Annotated in this window: 19 protein-coding genes; 16 read left to right on the top strand and 3 right to left on the bottom strand. The window is 54.6% G+C overall.

Annotated features, from left to right (window positions below; genetic code table 11):
- Window positions 1-112 precede the first annotated feature (112 nt).
- Entirely contained in the window at window positions 113-1,642 is a 1,530-nt protein-coding gene (gene miaB, locus SPR02S_RS31320; RefSeq protein ID WP_078623061.1) for a tRNA (N6-isopentenyl adenosine(37)-C2)-methylthiotransferase MiaB, read from the bottom strand.
- On the opposite strand from miaB, the gene SPR02S_RS31315 reads away from it, so the two are divergent.
- Complete coding sequence (locus SPR02S_RS31315; protein WP_019060979.1) at window positions 1,611-2,396, top strand: tyrosine-type recombinase/integrase; 786 nt, start codon at window positions 1,611-1,613, stop codon at window positions 2,394-2,396. The genes miaB and SPR02S_RS31315 overlap by 32 nt on opposite strands.
- A gap of 59 nt (window positions 2,397-2,455) precedes the next feature.
- Here SPR02S_RS31315 and SPR02S_RS63350 read toward each other — a convergent pair whose 3' ends face one another.
- Complete coding sequence (locus SPR02S_RS63350; RefSeq protein ID WP_158697902.1) at window positions 2,456-2,890, bottom strand: ATP-binding protein; 435 nt, start codon at window positions 2,888-2,890, stop codon at window positions 2,456-2,458.
- A 142-nt stretch (window positions 2,891-3,032) separates the two neighbouring features.
- On the opposite strand from SPR02S_RS63350, the gene SPR02S_RS56695 reads away from it, so the two are divergent.
- Entirely contained in the window at window positions 3,033-3,806 is a 774-nt protein-coding gene (locus SPR02S_RS56695; RefSeq protein ID WP_043258619.1) for a hypothetical protein, read from the top strand.
- A gap of 74 nt (window positions 3,807-3,880) precedes the next feature.
- Here SPR02S_RS56695 and SPR02S_RS31295 read toward each other — a convergent pair whose 3' ends face one another.
- The gene (locus SPR02S_RS31295; protein WP_019060975.1) at window positions 3,881-4,429 is read right to left on the bottom strand and encodes an Lsr2 family DNA-binding protein; all 549 of its coding nucleotides are present in this window, start codon (window positions 4,427-4,429) and stop codon (window positions 3,881-3,883) included.
- A gap of 1,310 nt (window positions 4,430-5,739) precedes the next feature.
- Here SPR02S_RS31295 and SPR02S_RS63345 point away from each other — a divergent pair.
- From SPR02S_RS63345 to SPR02S_RS65055, 14 genes are all read left to right on the top strand, one after another.
- Complete coding sequence (locus SPR02S_RS63345; RefSeq protein WP_158697901.1) at window positions 5,740-6,333, top strand: hypothetical protein; 594 nt, start codon at window positions 5,740-5,742, stop codon at window positions 6,331-6,333.
- Between the two features lie 76 nt (window positions 6,334-6,409).
- Complete coding sequence (locus SPR02S_RS63340; RefSeq protein ID WP_158697900.1) at window positions 6,410-6,607, top strand: hypothetical protein; 198 nt, start codon at window positions 6,410-6,412, stop codon at window positions 6,605-6,607.
- 168 nt (window positions 6,608-6,775) lie between these two features.
- Window positions 6,776-7,030 carry an HNH endonuclease gene (locus SPR02S_RS66235; RefSeq protein ID WP_019060974.1) on the top strand — a complete coding sequence of 85 codons (255 nt, stop codon included), beginning with the start codon at window positions 6,776-6,778 and terminating at the stop codon, window positions 7,028-7,030.
- Between the two features lie 202 nt (window positions 7,031-7,232).
- The gene (locus tag SPR02S_RS63335; RefSeq protein ID WP_158697899.1) at window positions 7,233-7,466 is read left to right on the top strand and encodes a hypothetical protein; all 234 of its coding nucleotides are present in this window, start codon (window positions 7,233-7,235) and stop codon (window positions 7,464-7,466) included.
- Window positions 7,463-8,908: a terminase large subunit domain-containing protein gene (locus tag SPR02S_RS60645; protein WP_078623060.1), complete on the top strand. Its 1,446-nt coding sequence runs from the start codon at window positions 7,463-7,465 to the stop codon at window positions 8,906-8,908. Before SPR02S_RS63335 ends, SPR02S_RS60645 begins: the two co-directional genes overlap by 4 nt.
- Before the next feature lie 44 nt (window positions 8,909-8,952).
- Window positions 8,953-10,095: a phage portal protein gene (locus SPR02S_RS59590; RefSeq protein ID WP_063746276.1), complete on the top strand. Its 1,143-nt coding sequence runs from the start codon at window positions 8,953-8,955 to the stop codon at window positions 10,093-10,095.
- Window positions 10,082-11,581 (top strand): HK97 family phage prohead protease, encoded by a 1,500-nt coding sequence (locus tag SPR02S_RS60640; protein WP_078623059.1) that lies wholly within the window; start codon window positions 10,082-10,084, stop codon window positions 11,579-11,581. Before SPR02S_RS59590 ends, SPR02S_RS60640 begins: the two co-directional genes overlap by 14 nt.
- Window positions 11,582-11,592: 11 nt before the next feature.
- Window positions 11,593-11,904, top strand: a complete 312-nt coding sequence (locus tag SPR02S_RS31275; RefSeq protein ID WP_019060973.1) for a hypothetical protein — start codon at window positions 11,593-11,595, stop codon at window positions 11,902-11,904.
- Entirely contained in the window at window positions 11,904-12,287 is a 384-nt protein-coding gene (locus SPR02S_RS63330; RefSeq protein WP_158697898.1) for a hypothetical protein, read from the top strand. The genes SPR02S_RS31275 and SPR02S_RS63330 overlap by 1 nt, the downstream gene beginning before the upstream one ends.
- A gap of 2 nt (window positions 12,288-12,289) precedes the next feature.
- The gene (locus tag SPR02S_RS63325) at window positions 12,290-12,694 is read left to right on the top strand and encodes a hypothetical protein (protein WP_158697897.1); all 405 of its coding nucleotides are present in this window, start codon (window positions 12,290-12,292) and stop codon (window positions 12,692-12,694) included.
- A 32-nt stretch (window positions 12,695-12,726) separates the two neighbouring features.
- Window positions 12,727-13,077: a hypothetical protein gene (locus tag SPR02S_RS63320; RefSeq protein WP_158697896.1), complete on the top strand. Its 351-nt coding sequence runs from the start codon at window positions 12,727-12,729 to the stop codon at window positions 13,075-13,077.
- Between the two features lie 23 nt (window positions 13,078-13,100).
- Window positions 13,101-13,337: a hypothetical protein gene (locus SPR02S_RS31270; RefSeq protein ID WP_019060972.1), complete on the top strand. Its 237-nt coding sequence runs from the start codon at window positions 13,101-13,103 to the stop codon at window positions 13,335-13,337.
- Window positions 13,338-13,783: 446 nt separating this feature from the next.
- The gene (locus SPR02S_RS60635; protein ID WP_158697895.1) at window positions 13,784-15,988 is read left to right on the top strand and encodes a phage tail tape measure protein; all 2,205 of its coding nucleotides are present in this window, start codon (window positions 13,784-13,786) and stop codon (window positions 15,986-15,988) included.
- Window positions 15,988-17,172 carry a hypothetical protein gene (locus SPR02S_RS65055; RefSeq protein WP_245607644.1) on the top strand — a complete coding sequence of 395 codons (1,185 nt, stop codon included), beginning with the start codon at window positions 15,988-15,990 and terminating at the stop codon, window positions 17,170-17,172. The genes SPR02S_RS60635 and SPR02S_RS65055 overlap by 1 nt, the downstream gene beginning before the upstream one ends.
- Window positions 17,173-17,183: the final 11 nt, after the last annotated feature.

The following is a 17,183-nucleotide window of genomic DNA, read 5'->3' as shown; positions in this document are numbered from 1 at the left end:
GTCAGGGCACCGCCGTCGTGCAACAGCTCGGCGACCGCAGCCGGACAGGCGAAGGGGGGGCGGGAGCGTGCCCACTCACCAAGAAGCCCTCGCGGACCTGGAGATGCGTCCCTCAGTCGCAGCCGCAACCGCTCCCCGTGGCGACCGGCAGCGGCGCGGGTGCGCCGATCTTCGGCAGGCCCAGCATCACGCCGGCCGGCTTGGCGGCCTCGGCCGCGTTGCGCTTCTCCCAGGCGTCGCCCGCGCGCGTGGGGCGCACGTTCAGGGTGGGGCCTTCGGCGAGGAGGTGGTGCGGGGCGGCGTACGTGATCTCGACCGTCACCACGTCACCGGGGCGGACCTCCTGGTCCGGCTTGGTGAAGTGGACGAGGCGGTTGTCGGGGGCGCGCCCGGAGAGGCGGTGGGTGGCGCCGTCCTTGCGGCCCTCGCCCTCGGCGACCATCAGCTCCAGGGTGCGGCCGACCTGCTTCTTGTTCTCGTCCCAGGAGATCTCCTCCTGGAGGGCGACGAGACGCATGTAGCGCTCCTGGACGACCTCCTTGGGGATCTGGTTCTCCATGGTCGCGGCCGGGGTGCCGGGCCGCTTGGAGTACTGGAACGTAAACGCTTGCGCGAAGCGCGCCTCCCGGACCGCGTGCATCGTCTGCTCGAAGTCCTCCTCGGTCTCGCCGGGGAAGCCCACGATGATGTCGGTGGTGATGGCGGCGTGCGGGATGGACGCGCGGACCTTCTCGATGATCCCCAGGTAGCGCTCCTGGCGGTAGGACCGGCGCATGGCCTTGAGGATCGGGTCGGAACCGGACTGCATGGGCATGTGCAGCTGCGGCATCACGTTCGGCGTCTCGGCCATCGCGGCGATGACGTCGTCCGTGAAATCGCGCGGGTGCGGCGAAGTGAACCGGACTCGCTCCAGGCCCTCGATCGCGCCGCACGCGCGGAGCAGCTTGCTGAAGGCCTCGCGGTCGCCGATGTCGGAGCCGTACGCGTTGACGTTCTGGCCGAGCAGCGTGATCTCGGAGACGCCCTCGCCCACCAGGGCCTCGATCTCGGCGAGGATGTCGCCGGTGCGGCGGTCCTTCTCCTTGCCGCGCAGCGCCGGGACGATGCAGAAGGTGCACGTATTGTTGCAGCCGACGGAGATCGACACCCAGGCCGCGTAGGCGCTCTCGCGCCGGGTCGGCAGCGTCGAGGGGAAAGCCTCCAGGGACTCCGCGATCTCGACCTGCGCCTCTTCCTGCACGCGCGCGCGTTCCAGCAGGACCGGCAGCTTGCCGATGTTGTGCGTGCCGAAGACGACGTCCACCCAGGGCGCCTTCTTCACGATGGTGTCGCGGTCCTTCTGGGCGAGGCAGCCGCCGACGGCGATCTGCATCCCGGGCCGCTTCGTCTTCATCGGGGCGAGCCGGCCGAGGTTGCCGTAGAGGCGGTTGTCGGCGTTCTCGCGCACGGCGCAGGTGTTGAAGACGACGACGTCCGCGTCCCCGTCCGAACCTTCGGGCGCGCGCACATAACCGGCACCCTCCAGGAGACCGGAGAGCCGCTCGGAATCGTGAACGTTCATCTGGCACCCATAAGTGCGCACTTCGTACGTTCGGGGAGGTTCATCGGTCGTGCCGACACTGGAGACAACCTCAGGAACCATCGGGGAATTCGCCCTCACTACGCTGGCAACACGGCAGATACGACAGTCTACCGTCGACAGCTACCTCGGCTGTGTCTTGTATGACGACCTCTGGGACGAGGCACTGGAGAACGTGTCTCTCCAGCTCATCTACGAGCGCACACAGGAACAGCTCAACCAGAACACGCGCCGTAAGCACACCATTGCTTACCGCTCCATCTTCCGGGAAACACCCTGGATACGTGAGCTGAAAATTCCCGCCTCCATTCCTCGGGTATACGACTTCCCGCCCGAGGAAACATTGAGGTTCGTCATGATGCTCAGTCCTTTTGAGCTTCAGGGGCTCCTCATGATGTACGGCGGTCTGCGCCCTGGTGAGGCATGCGCAGCAAGCAAGAATGAACTTAAGGGCAACATCCTGATGGTTCATAAGCAGCGCATCAAGAACGGGCGGCTAGTAACCGCAAAGACAGCCGGGCAAGTGGTTCTGCCTCAATGGCTCGCAGACAGGCTCTCAAGGCATGAGCCAACCATCATCACGTCTGGTTCTCTCCGAGAGAGCATTTGGCGCAACGGGAAGAAGGTGGGTATCCACATCAACCCCGGAATGCTACGCCACTGGTACATCAGCAAAATGGTCAACAACAAAGTCAGTCCGAAGATAGCCCAGAAGCAAGCGAGGCATTCGGACATCACAACAACACTGAAGTACTACACGAACTTCAGTAAGGAGCAGCTAGACAGCATCGTTGAAGACCTCTACGGCGAAGACTAAGCCGTAACACAAAGGGCCCGGTTACCTGAAGATAGGTAACCGGGCCCTTTGCTGTTCTCTCACGCCTTCATCTCGAACCAAACAGTCTTGCCGTTCAGGTAGTTGCCGTGTCCGTCGTTGAAACGGCGGTGCTTCACGCCCCAGCGTGCCGACATCAGGTGAACGAGGATGAGACCCCTACCGTGCTCGGCGTCATCCGGTGGACCCTCTACTACCGGGTCTTGGCTTGAGGCATCGTCTACTTCAACACGGATGCCGTCCGAGAGGACAAGCCACCTGGTGGCAATAAGCATGTCGGGTGCCGGATACCTCAGAGCGTTAGCGAACAGCTCCGAGAAGAGAACACATGCGTCATCCTCAAGATGGGAGGCACCGACCCTGAAGAGCCATTTCCGGAACACCTTTCTTGAGAGCGGGGCGCATCCTGCTGTTGCTGCCCACCGCCATTCTTTAACCCCCGGTTTCTCCGGAAGCTCAACGTTCACCGTGGCCACTGCGTCTCCCTTGCGTCCGACAGTGCCCAACAGATAGCGAACCAAAGGCAGTTGACGTGATGTCAGTCAAGACGTCAGAGCGGCGACAGACAGGGCGTCAATTCGGTGTCATTCGGAGCCAGAGAGAGCTACCGTGATGACCATGAACACACCGAACGCCAAGCTCCGGGCGGTCCGCATGGGCTTGCTCATGAGCCAAGACGACATGGCAAGAGCGCTCAGGGAGGCAGGAGCATCAGCAGGGGAACCCAATGACGCCAACAAGCGGCTTGTACAGCGCTGGGAGGGCGGTACGACCGCAGCACCCCGACCGGTCTACGCAAGGGCCCTGGAGCGCGTCACAGGGCTCCCCATCGACGCCCTGGGGTTCGCTGCCCCTCTCACCCTGGCAAGCGTCCAGAGCGACGGACACGGCGGTCATGACCTTGAGCCGTCAACGGCGACAGCTCCCAGCTCCACCACACCAGCGGCACAGACAGCCACGAGAACCCAGAATGGCAACTATTCCGGTATCTGGCTTAGTCACTATGAATTCTTCTCAAGTGGCCGGGCGAACACATTCACCGGTAAGCATTACGTCGTGCTCTTGCAGCACGGCAACAAGCTCACGGTTAGGTCTCTGCCGGGTGCTTCACTTAACCCCAATTCTCCGCTCACCATGGACTTGACCCTTGACGGGAACGTGGTCACGGGAACATGGGTTGAGGAGACTGCCTCTGAGGGGTACTACGCAGGGGCTAGGTATCACGGAGCCATACAGATGCTCATTGAGCCGACCGGTAGGCGCATGGTCGGCAAGTGGCTGGGGTTCGGCAAGGAATTCGATGTGAACACGGGACCATGGACACTTGAATTCAAAGACGCCAACACCAACAAGGCGGCTCTAGAGAAGTGGAACATCCAGCCGGAAGCATGAAGGCAAGACAAAGGGCCCTAGGTCGACCTAGGGCCCTTTTTGCATGTCTGCACTACTGCACACCCGAGAAGGGTTTATCCCTTGTGGGCTTCCTCGTACTTCTCGATGAAAGCAGCAGGAACACGACCCTTGTCGTTAATGCCCTTGCCATCAACCTTGATGTTGTTGTCCACAGCCCACTTACGGACAGCGGCAGTGTCCACGCCAGAGGGAAGCGCCTGAGGCTTGTAGCCACCACGAGCGACAGCAGGAGCCTGAGCTTCACGCGCGTTCTTCAGGAAGGGAGCGAGAGCCTTCTCAAGCTTCTCTCGGGACGCCTGGCCCAAGTCCACCTCATAGTGAACGGTCTTCCAATACGTCTCAGTCTTGAGCTTGGTAGAGCCATCCTCGTTCTTCACCGGGTCACCCTCAGCGTCAAGCTCCTCCACCTCTTCCTCGGCCTCAACCGGAACAGAGAGCTTGAGCGTCTGAACGTCTTCCTTGGTCTTCTGGTCAACGTCGTCAACCGTCTCGACAAGGAAGTACGCCGTTACATCCCCTACACCAGGGATGTGCGTGTTGACTTCCCGCACGCCCTCCTCGTCCTTACGAGAGGCATCTACCGGGTTGGCGTTAGTGGCCACTTGCGTTCCCTTCATTGAGCGAGCCTCAAGGATAGCAGAACGTGATAGACGTCACAGAATTGTTACATAAAAAGCCTTGAAAACCGGGCTCAAAGCCGACGCCCTGATACAGACCATGGTACAATAGAACTAGTTCGTTAAAGCGTCTCGGGAAGGACAAGAACACCACAGACTTCAAGCTCTTGGCCCTAGGTTACTTCCCGAACCTAGGGCCTTTTTATACGCCCAAACAGTTTAAGAAACTGCGAATGCCTGCCGTTGAAACAATACGGAACTTGCCCCAAGGGAAAAGGCATGGGAGATGGAGCCAACAGCAAGAGGGTAATGCCAAGACTTGCGGGGAGGATGGACACCTTTAGTGGTGTTGCTGTCCCATTGAAGTGTGCGTATTTCTTACCCATTCTTTCTACGGTCCATCCTCTACAGCAGTACGGGTTAGACGTACATCAGGAGAAAGAACCTAGCAACGGCTAGGACCAGAGGCAAAGGCGCGTGTGACCGTGAGGCCCTTTGCATGGCAGCAACGAAAAACACAACGGCGAGACATCATCAGTCATCAACTTTGGCTGATGTCTCTAGGCACGCTGGGGGGGGATAAATTATTTAGAAGTTAAAGAAGCTAGCTACAAACAAGGAGAAGAAAATGAACCTACTGATAGTTGTTGCACTTGTCTTCATCGCTTACCAAGTAGGTAAGGCCAATGGATATAACAAGAGGAAGACAGAAGGATGTAAGCATGTCATTGTCGTTAAGGAGAAGAAGGGATAATTGGGCGGAACAGCTAGATGCGCTCGATGCGGTAAGGGTCTAGGGCCGTACGAGAAGTGGGCAGTCATTGATGGTGCGGTCTACCACAAGAAATGTGCCGAGAAGATAGAGAAGGGCAAAAAGTGAAGACTTGCATCAAGTGCAGGAAGGAGAAGGCTCTAGAGGACTTCCCCAAGCGCGGTGAGAAGCGGCGGGGCGTCTGTAAGGGATGTACCTACGAGGGCAAGGAGAACGGCAGAGAAAACCCAGCATACGACCGGTTCATGGCCTGGTTTGAGACCCTAAATTTGCAGCCATAGAAGTGCCGGCCCGGCTAGCCTTTGTACAAAGTGTGGTACAATAGACTTAGTCACACAACATCATTCCTTTTCGGGAGCCTAAGAGCTGATGCTCTTAGGCTCCTTTCCTTTTGTCACGTTTATGTAACAGAATAAAAGGCGCTACTAGCTGGAGACATTTCTTCAAGCCCACTAACGCAAATTCCTTTATAATGGTATTACCGGCAAAGAAAAGGGCCGGATACTAAAGGAATAGAGGAAACATGATGTTTGAAGTGACACAAGAAGGCTGGCTAAAGGTGCCAGTAACAAAGGATGAGAAGGACCGTTGCAAGGTAGTGGGTCAACAGCGTACGCACTATCAGAAGGTCGTTAAGGGGAATGTAGATAACCCCGAATACGCTGGAAAGAATTTCCGGGTCATGGGAGCAGACCAGGACGCCCTAGGCGTAATGGCAGAGATGGCAGTAGTCAAGGCTATGGGACTGCCTACCTTTGACCTCGGTAACTGGAGCTACTACGTGGAAGATAACCGCTACAAGCTCCCAGAAATTATGTGGTTCCTTGAGGTACGCAGGGTTAATAGCTCTGGCAACCCTTTGAAGGTGTTCCGCAAGGACGTAAGAGACAATGCGCTTAACGTCAAGACCTACATTGACTTTGAGGCAGAAAACGGCCGGGTATTTAGCTTCAAGCCCTATGTCTACATCCAAGGATGGAGAGAGGCAGTAAGAGGCTTTGATATCGGTCAGTACATCTCTAACGACCTACGACACGTCTACAAGCTAGAAGAGCCTGAGACGCTTATGGAAGCGTTCTACAGTCGCCTTGGCTTCGGTTACGAGATGGCAGCATGAGCTTTGCACTGTTCCTCATTGTGGCCATGCTTTGGGCATACGCACTAACACACACCCTATTGGAGATGAATAAGTAATGGAGACAAAGGATATGAACCAGCTAATGGTAGTCATGGAAAAGCTCTGCCTGGTATTCGGTCAGCCAGACACGGAGGTAACACGCATTGAACTAAGGCCGGGGGTTATTCGGTTTGTAAAGAAGAACGGATGGCTAGAATTCACCGGCATTGATGGTTCAGGAATGAAGTCCGGAGAGAACAAGGAGGAAGTATGAGATACGAATACAAGCGCTTGGTATCAAGCCTAGGCAGGCTACTAACAGAGCCAGAGCTAAACACCCTCGGCGCTGAGGGATGGGAGCTTATCCACATTGTGGGTACAACCTGGTACTTCAAGCGAGAACTGAAGGTAGCGCCAAAGCAGACAAGGGCACGTAAGACCAGTGAGCCAGCACAGCAGTAAGGGAGCCAAGTGGGAAGCACTAAGGCTTCAGGTTCTACAGCGTGACCAATACGTATGCCAACTACAGTTCGGAGACTGTGAGGGTCAAGCCACACAGGTAGACCACATCATTGCTAAGAACAATGGAGGCACCGACACATTGGATAACTTGCAGGCTGCATGTCGTAAGTGCAATGGACGTAAGCAAGACAAGGATGTAGTACGCACAACCTACATCAATAGACGATGGCTGTAAGGGTAGGGATAGACAACTATCTACCCCGCCCCCAGCTCGGATAAGCACAACCAAGGCTCAAACATTCGACATTGAATAGCCAAAGATGAAGGCGAATTCAAGGCAGAATGAAGGCCAGTTTTTTTGAGAATGGGTCTAGTTGACCCCGCCCCCAGAACCATTAGCTACAGGAGGGAGCAAAACATTTCACTTTGGAGGAAGCATGAGCACGACATTTACAAAGGCAGTTGAAGTCTTTCTAGGCAGAGCCTATTGGCTTGGCGAGGATGAGAAGCCAGCAACAGTAGCACTTGAGAAGATGGCAGAGACACTTGACAAGAACCTCTCTGCCGCATTGGTAACACAGTACAACCAGACGTTCCGTTACTTGCATGGTCTTAAGCCAACGGACGCTATTGAAGAGGATGAGCTAGACGCCATCCTTGGTGACAGTTGAGCCTCTGGCTTCCTAAGACCTACACCCCATCACTAACCGGAGACGAGAACTTCCCGAGCGCGGGCGACAAGCTACTAGAGCTAGTCGATAAGGCTTGGAAAGCCCAAGACCAAAGAGAGAAGTTCGAACTACTTCCCTGGCAAAGATGGGTCATCCGCCATGTCCTTGAGGTCTATCCCGAGGGACATCCTAAGGCGGGAACGCTTAGGTTCCGTCAGGTAGTTATCTCAGTCGGTAGGCAGAACGGGAAGTCAGTCCTCGGTGCCATCTTCGGTGTCTTTGGCTTGTTCATGCATGAGCCTGGTCCCGAGGTTGTCTCTGTCGCCTCCACGGTGCCTCAGGCGAACATCATCTATAAGCGCGTCAAGCACGTCATTGATGAGAACCCTTCTTTGCTCCGCAGGATGGAGAAGGCGCCTACCAAGACACGAGGTATGTCGACCAAGCGGGGCGGCTCCTACAAGGTGTTCGCCAAGAACGCTCAGGGTCTTCAGGGTGTGCCCGTGAGCCTCTGTCTCTACGACGAGGTACATATCACGCCGCCCGAGACCTGGTCCGCCATGGTGTCCGGTTCCAAGGAGCGTGCCAACGGCCTGGTGCTCGGCATTACGACGGCCGGTGACGACAGCAGCGAGCTGCTCAAGCACCTTTATGAATTGGGCCATCAGGCCAGTGCCGGCCCAGGTGACCTGGACCGGTTCGGGTTCTTCCTATGGGAGGCACCTGAGGGTGCGGCTGTAGACGACGCTGACGCTCTCCTAGCGGCCAACCCATCACTTGCCTGCGGTAGGGGCTCTGTGGCCGACCTACAGGCTCAGGTGCGTACACAGCCGGAAGAGGACGCACGCCGCTACCACCTCAACCAGTTCGTCAGCTCTAGCTCTTCATGGATGCCTATTGGCAGATGGATGAAGGCAGCAAAGGGCGGGGTTCCAGAAGGTAAGCGTCCCATCATCGCTATTGACCGTACGCCTGACTGGACATATGCAACCGTTACAGCAAGCGTCAAGGTCGACGGCATTGTCTACACAGAGCTAGTTGCCAGCCTCGTTAACCCGAACCTTGAACAGCTCGTTCTTATCTGTCAGCAGCTAAGGAACAAGCATTACCCACAGATGTTCGTCATGGATGGCTACGTTCTCAGAGAGCTAGCAGCAGAGCTTAAGACAAGGGGCTATCCGGTCCGGGTTCTTAACCTGCCAGACCAGACGAATGCATCCACTACGGCCTTTGCTCTTATCTCTCAGAGAAAGGTCTCTCATGCCGGTGACCCGCTGCTCACATACCAGATGCCAAGAGCAGTAAGAAAGAACATCGGAGATAGCTGGAAGCTAAGCCGTAAGGATAGCTCAGTTGAAATTGATGCGGTTATGGCAACCGTGATGGGCATTTATGTTGCAGAAATTACTAAGGAGGCCACCATTCAAGTGATGAGCCTTTAGTAATTGGACAGCAGAACCTAAAGGGCTTATAATGGTAATAACAAATGGAAAAGACATCTCAGGGTTTCTGGGGAAGGCTTTTCAATAGAGGGCAGTCAGAGCGCCACGTTCGCTCCACCCCTATTCCTTCCCGCCCTATCGATACAGCAACGGTTTCAGCCGAGAATGCACTAGGCATCTCGGCTGTCTACCGTGCCATCTTTATTCTTGGGCACACAGCTTCTCAGCTTCCACTAAGCGTTTGGAAGAACGGTACTGAGCTAGGCAGTGTGCCTAGTCTTGTTTCACAGCCAAACCTAAACGTCTCGCAGTCTGCCTTTGTAGAAGAGACAGTCAACAGTCTCGCAACGGCCGGTAATGCTTACTGGCGCATCTACAGAGACGGCTCAAAGGTCATCAACCTTGAGGTTCTTAACCCTCAGAATATGTACATTGACGTTGACAGCGAGACAGGTGAATACACATACCGCTATCACGGATACGGAACCCCTAAGCAGTTCAGCCGCAACGACATCAAGCACCTGTCTTTGATGCGTGTCGCAGGCTCACCTTACGGTCTTGGTCCTATTCAGGCGGCTCAGGCAGAGCTTACGGGAATGGTCGACGTACGAGACTACGCCGGTAACACATTCCGCCAGAACGCTCAGCCGACCGGAATTCTCAAGGTCTCAGGTGAACTAACACCTGACATGACCGCCGCTTACAAAGAGACATGGGACAACACAAACGGCGGTAAGCGAGGCACAGCCGTTCTCGGTAATGGCGTCGACTATCAGCCTATGTTGCTCTCCCCGGCTGACGCTCAGTTCCTTGAGGTACGCCAGTACGACGTAACCGCAGTTGCCCGCCTATTCGGTATCCCAGCATCAAAGCTGTTGGCCGAGGTTAACGGCAACAGCATGACTTACCAGAACCTTGAGCAGGCTAATACGGACTTCATCCGTGACACGCTTGCCGCTTACCTCAATGAAATTGAGGAAGCCCTAACTTCCCTTATCCCAAGAGGGCAAGAAGTCCGCTTCAACCTAGACGCTTTGCTTAGGGCGGACAAGCAGACCCGTTATGCAACCTATTCCGTTGGAACCGGCGGTAAGCCATTCCTCACGGTTAATGAGGCAAGAGCTAACGAGGGTCTCGCACCACTAACAGGAGGAGACGTTCTACCTAACGAGAATGGAAGTACGTAATTTTGAGCTAAGAGCAGTCAAGGAAGACCGCACTGTTGAAGGTGTTGCAGTTCCTTATGGGGACACCATCGACTTGGGCGGGGTATTTGAACGCTTTGAGCGTGGGGCTTTCGGTGACCCCACTAACGTAAAGCTCTTCTATGACCACAAGGAACCTATTGGCCTTGTCGAGAAGACCGAAGACACCGACCAGGGCTTTGTCATTAGAGCCCGCATCTCTCAGACACCAAGAGGCGACGAGGTTTACACCTTGCTTCGCGATGGTGTTCTAAACAAGTTTTCTGTTGGCTTCCTACCGGTTGAAGACCGTATGGAAGACGACGTAATTGTCAGGACTAAGGCCGACCTTAAGGAAGTCTCCGTTGTCGCTTTCCCTGCCTATGAAAACGCAGCCGTATCACAGGTTCGAACGGCTGAAACAACTAACAATAACCAGGAGGAAAATTCCACAATGTCCGATGAGACAAACAAGTCTCAGGAAGTAGAGGAGCTACGAGAGGCTTTCGAGAACCTTGACCGCAAGGTTTCAATGCTTGGCACTGTTTCAGAGCCAAAGAATGCTGCACCACAGTTCCGCTCTTTCGGAGCATACGTAAAGGCTGTCGCTAAGGGAGACGAGGACGCATACCGCGCCTACACAGGTCTCACTACCGCAGACAGCGTTGTAAAGGATGGTTGGGTTGGTTCTGCTGTTCGCCTAGTTCAGGACAACCGACTTGTCATCAATGCATTTTCAAAGGGTCAGCTTCCCGCTGAGGGTAACAACGTTGAATACGCTGTTCTCAGCACTAATACACATGCTGTTGCCGCTCAGTCTTCTGAGGGTGCCGACCTGCCTTACGGTGAGGTAACCCTTTCAACGGCTACCGCACCAGTTAAGACCTATGGCGGTTATGCACAGCTAACCCGTCAGGCTATTGAGCGCTCTAGCGTCAATATCCTTGACACTAACTTCCAGGCAATGGCTATCTCTTACGCCAAGGCTACTAATGCCGCTGCTCGTGCTGCTCTTGTTGCTGCCTCTGGCACCAACACTGCAACCCTTGCAGCTAACACCGTAGCCGGTTGGTCTGGTCTTCTAATTGATGCTGCGGCTGACCTTGATGTTGAAGGTCTTTCGCCTGAATTCATCATCGTTTCAAGTGACGTATTCAAGACCATCGGAACGCTTACAGCTACTGATGGACGTACCGCACTTGCCTACGGTGGCACCGGTGTTAACACCATCGGTTCCGTCTCGGGTGCACGTCTTACCGCTTCTCTTGATGGTGTCCCAGTTTACGCAGACCCATCACTTGCAGCGAATTCTTGCTACATCGCTAACGGCATTGCCCTTAAGACCTTTGAGAGCGCGGGTGCACCATTCCAGCTTCAGGACGAGAACACCATCAACCTTTCTAAGACGTTCTCTGTCTACGGCTTTATGGCTGTCGCTGTTCAGCACGCTAAGGCCATCGTCAAGTGCGACGTAGACCTTACGCCTTGAGGTGACGCCTGATGGACTGGACGGACTTCAAGAAGTACGTCACCGGTAATAACGATGCATACATCCTTACCGATGACGCTTATATCGAACAGTGCTGGGACGAGGCTGAAGAGCTAGTAACCCATTTCGTCGGAACGCAAACAGTTCCACAGTCCATCATGGATAGGGCCGCTCTCATTTGCGGGGCGGCCCTCTACCAGACGAGAAAGACCCCGATGGGTATTGCTCAGTTTGGTGAGGACAACAGCCCTATCCGCCTTGCTAGAGACCCTATGCAGGGCGCTTACCCACTACTTAAGGCATACATGGTGGTGGGTATCTGATGGCAACACTAAAGGAACTACGCACCGAAATTGCCGAAGCCTTCAACGACGCTGGCTTCAACGTGACTTTTGCAGTCTCGGGAAACATTGACCCGCCTGTTATTGCGGTAACCCGAGGACTGTCTTTCATTGCCCTTGGCTCTCGACAGAGCACAAAGGTTATTTCCTACGACGTGACGTTTCTAGTCGGCCCTGAAAGCAACGATGCTGTTGATGAAGCCCTAGACGCACTTCTGCCGGAACTTATTAACGTCCTTGAGGACAGTCTCTCTGACTGGGACTACGAGGATATCCAGCCCTATTCATTCAGCATTGAAGGCCAAGAGGCCGTGTTGGGTGTGCGGGTAACCCTTTCAATTGAAACTGAACTTGGAGGTTCATAAATATGTCAACACGCATTAAGGGTAAGTCCCTTGCCCTCAAGGTAGACGGTACTGACTACATGGCTGACGTTTCTGAGGTAACGCTTCAGAATGAAGAGGCCGATGGGGATGTAACGACTTTTGCCGATGCTGCGGCCGGTGGTGCTGTTCAGTGGTTCTTTGATGGTTCTGCCGTTCAGAGCACTGACACTAGCTCTTTCTGGTCTTACCTATGGGACAACACAGGCGAAGAGGTTACTTACATCTTCGCTCCGCATGGAAATGCATCAGCTTCATCTACACAGCCACACTTTACGGGAAGCGTAAAGGTCGGCTCTAAGCCACCTGTTGGTGGTACCGCTAACGAGACCTTTACTTTTGACTTCCGTCTCGACTGCACAGACGAGCCAACAAAGGTGACTGCGTAATTATGGCGGGCGTTCGGGTAACACTAGAAGGCTTGGGTCATGTGGTGGAAAGCCTAGAGGGCTTTTCCGTAAAGGCTTCGGACTTGCAGAACGCTTTCCAGCGCATTGCAGGGACTATCGACAGAAGCGCGCATGGTCTAGTCCCTAAGTTGTCCGGACGCCTAGCCGCTTCTATCAAGCCTTCTAAGGCTAAGAGCAAGGCAACCGTTCGTGCGGGTGGCGCAAGGGTGCCTTATGCCGGGGTTCAGAACTACGGCATGTACCACAACATTCAGGCCAAGTTCTTCATGAACAAGGCTCTTGAACAGAACGAAGCTCGTTCTGTAGCTGAAATTGAGCGAGAGCTAGACAGTCTTATCGTTCACTTCCAGCTAAACAATTAGACATTCATTTAAGGAGATACACCATGAAGTACACAGCAGAAGACCTTACCTTCAAGGAGATGAAGGTAATTCGTAAGCTGACAGGCAAGGGCCTGTCGGAACTTGCCAACGGCGATGAAGAGGTATTCCTCGCAGCTCTCTACTTCACGTTCAAGAAGCGTGAGGATGCGACTTACAAGTTTGAGGATGCCGAGAATAAGTCCGTGAAGGACCTATCGGAGCTTGTTGACCTTGACCCAAACCACAATGGGGAGAAGTAACCTCCCCTGATGAAGACGGCTGGGGCCAGTATTCGGCCCCGGCATCCGAAGATGACGATGCAGAGAACAAAGCAGCCTTTTGCTTGAACCTTGGCATTGCACCTAGCGAATACGACAACCTTACTTTGAGAGAATATCGAGCTTTCCTCAAGGTGCATAAGGCCAACGTAGACAGACAGAACAGACGACATTAGGAGGGCCGACTAGGCACATCACGCATGGCAAGAAACAACATCACTGTTTCCGTGTTGGCAAACACACGGAACCTAACCAGCGGAATTAGGACCGCTGCACAGACAACAAGCAACAGCCTGCGAGGGCTAGCACAGAGCGCGAGAACGCACGTTTCTTCCGCTCTCTCAAGCCTGCGCAGCCTTGCCGGCCCCGCTGCCCTGGGAGCTGGTGCAGCCCTCGGGGCCGCCCTAGTCGCAGGCCTCGGCGAGGCAATGGAGCAGGGCAAAATTAAGGCCCGCCTGGAAGCTCAGCTAGGGGCAACCCCTGCTGTAGCTGACAAGGTCGGTAAGGCTGCCGGAAAGCTCTATGCCAACGGTGTAGCCAACGACTTCCAGCAAGCGGCTGACGGCATCCGAGCCACCATGACGGCTGGCTTGTTCCCTCCAAATGCCAGCGTCAAGCAAATTCAGAGCGTCTCGACAAAGGCTCTGGACCTTGCCAATGTCTTTGAGGTTGACCTAGGCCAGGCTACTAATGCCGTTGGCCAGATGATGAAGACTGGTCTTGCGAAGAATGCTGATGAAGCATTCGACGTCATCACGCGCGGTTTTCAGACTATGGGACCAAGAGCCGATGACCTCTTGGACACCTTCAACGAATACAGCACACAGTTTCGTCAGATGGGGCTTAGCGCTGCTGATGCTACCGGCCTACTTTCCCAGGGAATGAAGGCGGGTGCTCGTGATACTGACGTTGTCGCAGACAGCCTTAAGGAATTCACCCTCATCGCTCAGGGTGGAGGAGCCAAGGTTGATGCCGCTTTCAAGAACGTTGGTCTTAACGGCAAGGACATGCAGAAGGTCTTTGTCCAGGGTGGACCAAAGGCAAAGAAGGCTCTAGACCAGGTCTTTGACGGCCTGCGTGCCATTAAGGACCCTGCCGAGCGAAACGCTACGGCACTTGCTCTATTCGGTACCAAGTCCGAGGACATGCAGAAGGCGCTTTTGGCGCTTGACCCCTCTAAGGCAACCGAAGCACTAGGCAAGGTCGGTGGTGCTGCCGACGACATGGGAAACAAGCTCCGTGACAACGCTGCGGCAAAGCTTGACATCTTCAAGCGAAAGCTACAGCAGGGGCTTATTGACTTCCTCGCTCAGAACGTTCTACCCGCGCTTAACAGCACCATCGGTTTCATTGCTAAAAACCAGGACTGGCTAAAGCCTCTGGCTCTTGGTGTCGGTGTTCTCGCTATCGCTCTAGGCATTGTGGCTACGGCTACATGGGCCTGGAATGCGGCTCTGCTGGCCAACCCGGTTGGTTTGGTAGTAGCGGCTATTGCCTTGCTTGTAGGGGCGTTCGTGGTCGCCTACAAGAAGTCTGAGACGTTCCGGACCATCGTCCAGGGCGTATGGGACTGGCTCAAGGCAACAACCGGCCCTGTCTTTGAAAGCATCAAGGAGCTTATTTCAGCGGCTCTCGACGCCATCGTTCTTTTCTGGAATGAGCATGGCACAACCATCATCGCGTATGTGACACAGGCATTCGGCTTCATTAAGGGAATTATTGAAGGCGTAATGCAGGTCATCCGAGGAATTATCCAGGTCGTTACTGGCCTCATCTCAGGTGACTGGTCAAAGGTCTGGGAAGGCATCAAGAACATTTTCCAGGGTGTCTGGAAGGCCATTTCCAACTACGTACAGCTTGTCTGGCTAGAAATTAAGGGCTACTTCACGCTCTACCTCGGCCTCATCAAGGCTCTTTGGCTAGCGCAGTGGAACCTTCTTAAGTCTATTGTCTCTGGTGTTTGGTCGGCCATCAAGAGCCTTATCTCTGGTGCCATCAATGGCGTTAAGACATCCATCTCAGGTGGACTAAACACCATCAAGAGCAATTGGTCTGGTGCCTGGTCTTCCGTCAAGAGCTACCTTTCAACGGCTTGGAGCGGCATTAAGACCATCGTTGGCGACGCTATTAACAGCCTCGTCGGCAAGGTCAAGGGCGTAAAGGGTTCTGTCCTCGGTGCACTTTCCGGGGCGGGTTCTTGGCTGTACAACGCTGGTAAGCAAATTATTCAAGGTCTCATCAACGGCATTAAGGCCGTTGCGGGAAGTGTTGCATCAGCAGCAAAGAGCGTGGTTCAGGGAGCCATCAACGCAGCAAAGAGCGTTCTGAAAATTAAGTCTCCTTCCCGCGTGTTCATGGAAATTGGTAAGTTCACTACCGAGGGTCTGGCTCTTGGCCTTAAGAAGACCGAGGGTGTCAAGAAGGCCACCATTGCCCTAGGCGAGACAGTCACAGGCAACTTTGGCGCAAGGCTTTCTGTACAGCCTGCTGTAGCCGGTACGGCCGCTTTCGGCGGCTCTGGCGCACCTGTAAATATCACCATCAATGCCGGGGTTGGTTCTGACCCTGTTGCCATTGGTCGTGAGGTAGACAAGGCTCTAAAGGCTTACCAGCGCATGAACGGGGTGCGCTGATGACTAACCTTATCGACAACCTGAAGTTGCAGGTTCAGACAGCTAAGCCAGACATCTTTGTTCTGACTACTTCAACCCTCGGCGCATACAAATTGGGGGGTGCTGCTGAGGCTGACAATTACGAGCCGAACACTGAATGGCTAGACATCCTCGGAGACACAACCAGTGTCAGCATTGAGCGAGGCTCCAAGCGCGGAGACAGCATTGATACCGAGGTTGAGGTAGGAACCCTAGAGGCTCACATCTTTGACGGAAACGTAGACCCCAACACCAACCCGTATATCAAGATGGGTGTTCCGATGCGCCTACAGGCTCTTGTAGACGCTGAATGGGTAACGCAGTACACAGGCACTATCTCAAGGGTCACGGTGTCCTACGACGCCGAAAAGAAGTCTCACGTCACCCTTTATGCAGTCGACCGGGTTAAGGACCTAGCGAACATTAACCGCGCGGGTGTTGTGGCTGGCACATTTGCCGAGCGTGTAGAGGACCTACTGACAAAGCATGGTATTGACTTCACCGTAGAAGGTGGAACATCAAGCCTTGCCGACAACAACTATGAAAGCACCCTGGTTAACCATTTGATGCTGGCTCAGAACACTGAGCTTGGCTCTGTCTTTGTGGACAAGAGCAACGTCGTGAAGGCGTACGGAAACGGCTCCCTGCCCACCTCAGAGCCTGTCATCAACTTCTATGACGCAGAGGTGGACGATGACCCGCTAGCGGCCTACTACCTCATCGACGGGTTCGGGGTTGCCTACGACGACAGCATCATGGTGAACGACATTTTCGTCAGGAACCTGACGCGTGGCGTAGACGAGGACTTGAATTACACGAGCGTGGAAACGGTCTACGGGCCGTTCGCCAACAACACTTCCGTAGCAACTTGGGGTGCTCGACAGACAGAGCTGACAACCAACTTTGCTACCGAGGGCGACGTAGAGGACTACGCAGCCGTTGTGCTCGATGAATTTGATGCACCCGAACTGCGCGTGGACACCATTAGATGGAACGCCACATTTTCGGTTGACCAGGTTGCCGGCCTAGAGCTGTTCGACATGGTCAACATTCAATACAGCAGCGAGGCTGTGACCATCAACAAGCCGTTCCGTGTTATGGCTATCAAACACGACATCACACCCGACGCATGGCTAGTCACCCTTGACTTGCTTGACGTCAATTAAGGAGACATATA

The organism is Streptomyces prunicolor NBRC 13075 (assembly GCF_000367365.1).
Lineage (GTDB): Bacteria > Actinomycetota > Actinomycetes > Streptomycetales > Streptomycetaceae > Streptomyces > Streptomyces prunicolor.
The sequence above is the reverse complement of the archived record's forward strand: the minus strand, read 5'-3'. Positions and strand labels throughout refer to the sequence as shown.

What these genes read in the sequence shown, in the direction of transcription:
- SPR02S_RS31270 (WP_019060972.1), top strand. Translation starts at nt 13,101, where the DNA reads ATGAAGTACACAGCAGAAGACCTTACCTTCAAGGAGATGAAGGTAATT.
- SPR02S_RS63335 (WP_158697899.1), top strand. Translation starts at nt 7,233, where the DNA reads ATGAGCACGACATTTACAAAGGCAGTTGAAGTCTTTCTAGGCAGAGCC.
- SPR02S_RS60640 (WP_078623059.1), top strand. Translation starts at nt 10,082, where the DNA reads ATGGAAGTACGTAATTTTGAGCTAAGAGCAGTCAAGGAAGACCGCACT.
- SPR02S_RS65055 (WP_245607644.1), top strand. Translation starts at nt 15,988, where the DNA reads ATGACTAACCTTATCGACAACCTGAAGTTGCAGGTTCAGACAGCTAAG.
- SPR02S_RS63340 (WP_158697900.1), top strand. Translation starts at nt 6,410, where the DNA reads ATGGAGACAAAGGATATGAACCAGCTAATGGTAGTCATGGAAAAGCTC.
- SPR02S_RS31275 (WP_019060973.1), top strand. Translation starts at nt 11,593, where the DNA reads ATGGACTGGACGGACTTCAAGAAGTACGTCACCGGTAATAACGATGCA.
- SPR02S_RS63345 (WP_158697901.1), top strand. Translation starts at nt 5,740, where the DNA reads ATGATGTTTGAAGTGACACAAGAAGGCTGGCTAAAGGTGCCAGTAACA.
- SPR02S_RS63325 (WP_158697897.1), top strand. Translation starts at nt 12,290, where the DNA reads ATGTCAACACGCATTAAGGGTAAGTCCCTTGCCCTCAAGGTAGACGGT.
- miaB (WP_078623061.1), bottom strand. Translation starts at nt 1,642, where the DNA reads ATGGTTCCTGAGGTTGTCTCCAGTGTCGGCACGACCGATGAACCTCCC.
- SPR02S_RS63330 (WP_158697898.1), top strand. Translation starts at nt 11,904, where the DNA reads ATGGCAACACTAAAGGAACTACGCACCGAAATTGCCGAAGCCTTCAAC.
- SPR02S_RS59590 (WP_063746276.1), top strand. Translation starts at nt 8,953, where the DNA reads ATGGAAAAGACATCTCAGGGTTTCTGGGGAAGGCTTTTCAATAGAGGG.
- SPR02S_RS60635 (WP_158697895.1), top strand. Translation starts at nt 13,784, where the DNA reads ATGGAGCAGGGCAAAATTAAGGCCCGCCTGGAAGCTCAGCTAGGGGCA.
- SPR02S_RS56695 (WP_043258619.1), top strand. Translation starts at nt 3,033, where the DNA reads ATGAACACACCGAACGCCAAGCTCCGGGCGGTCCGCATGGGCTTGCTC.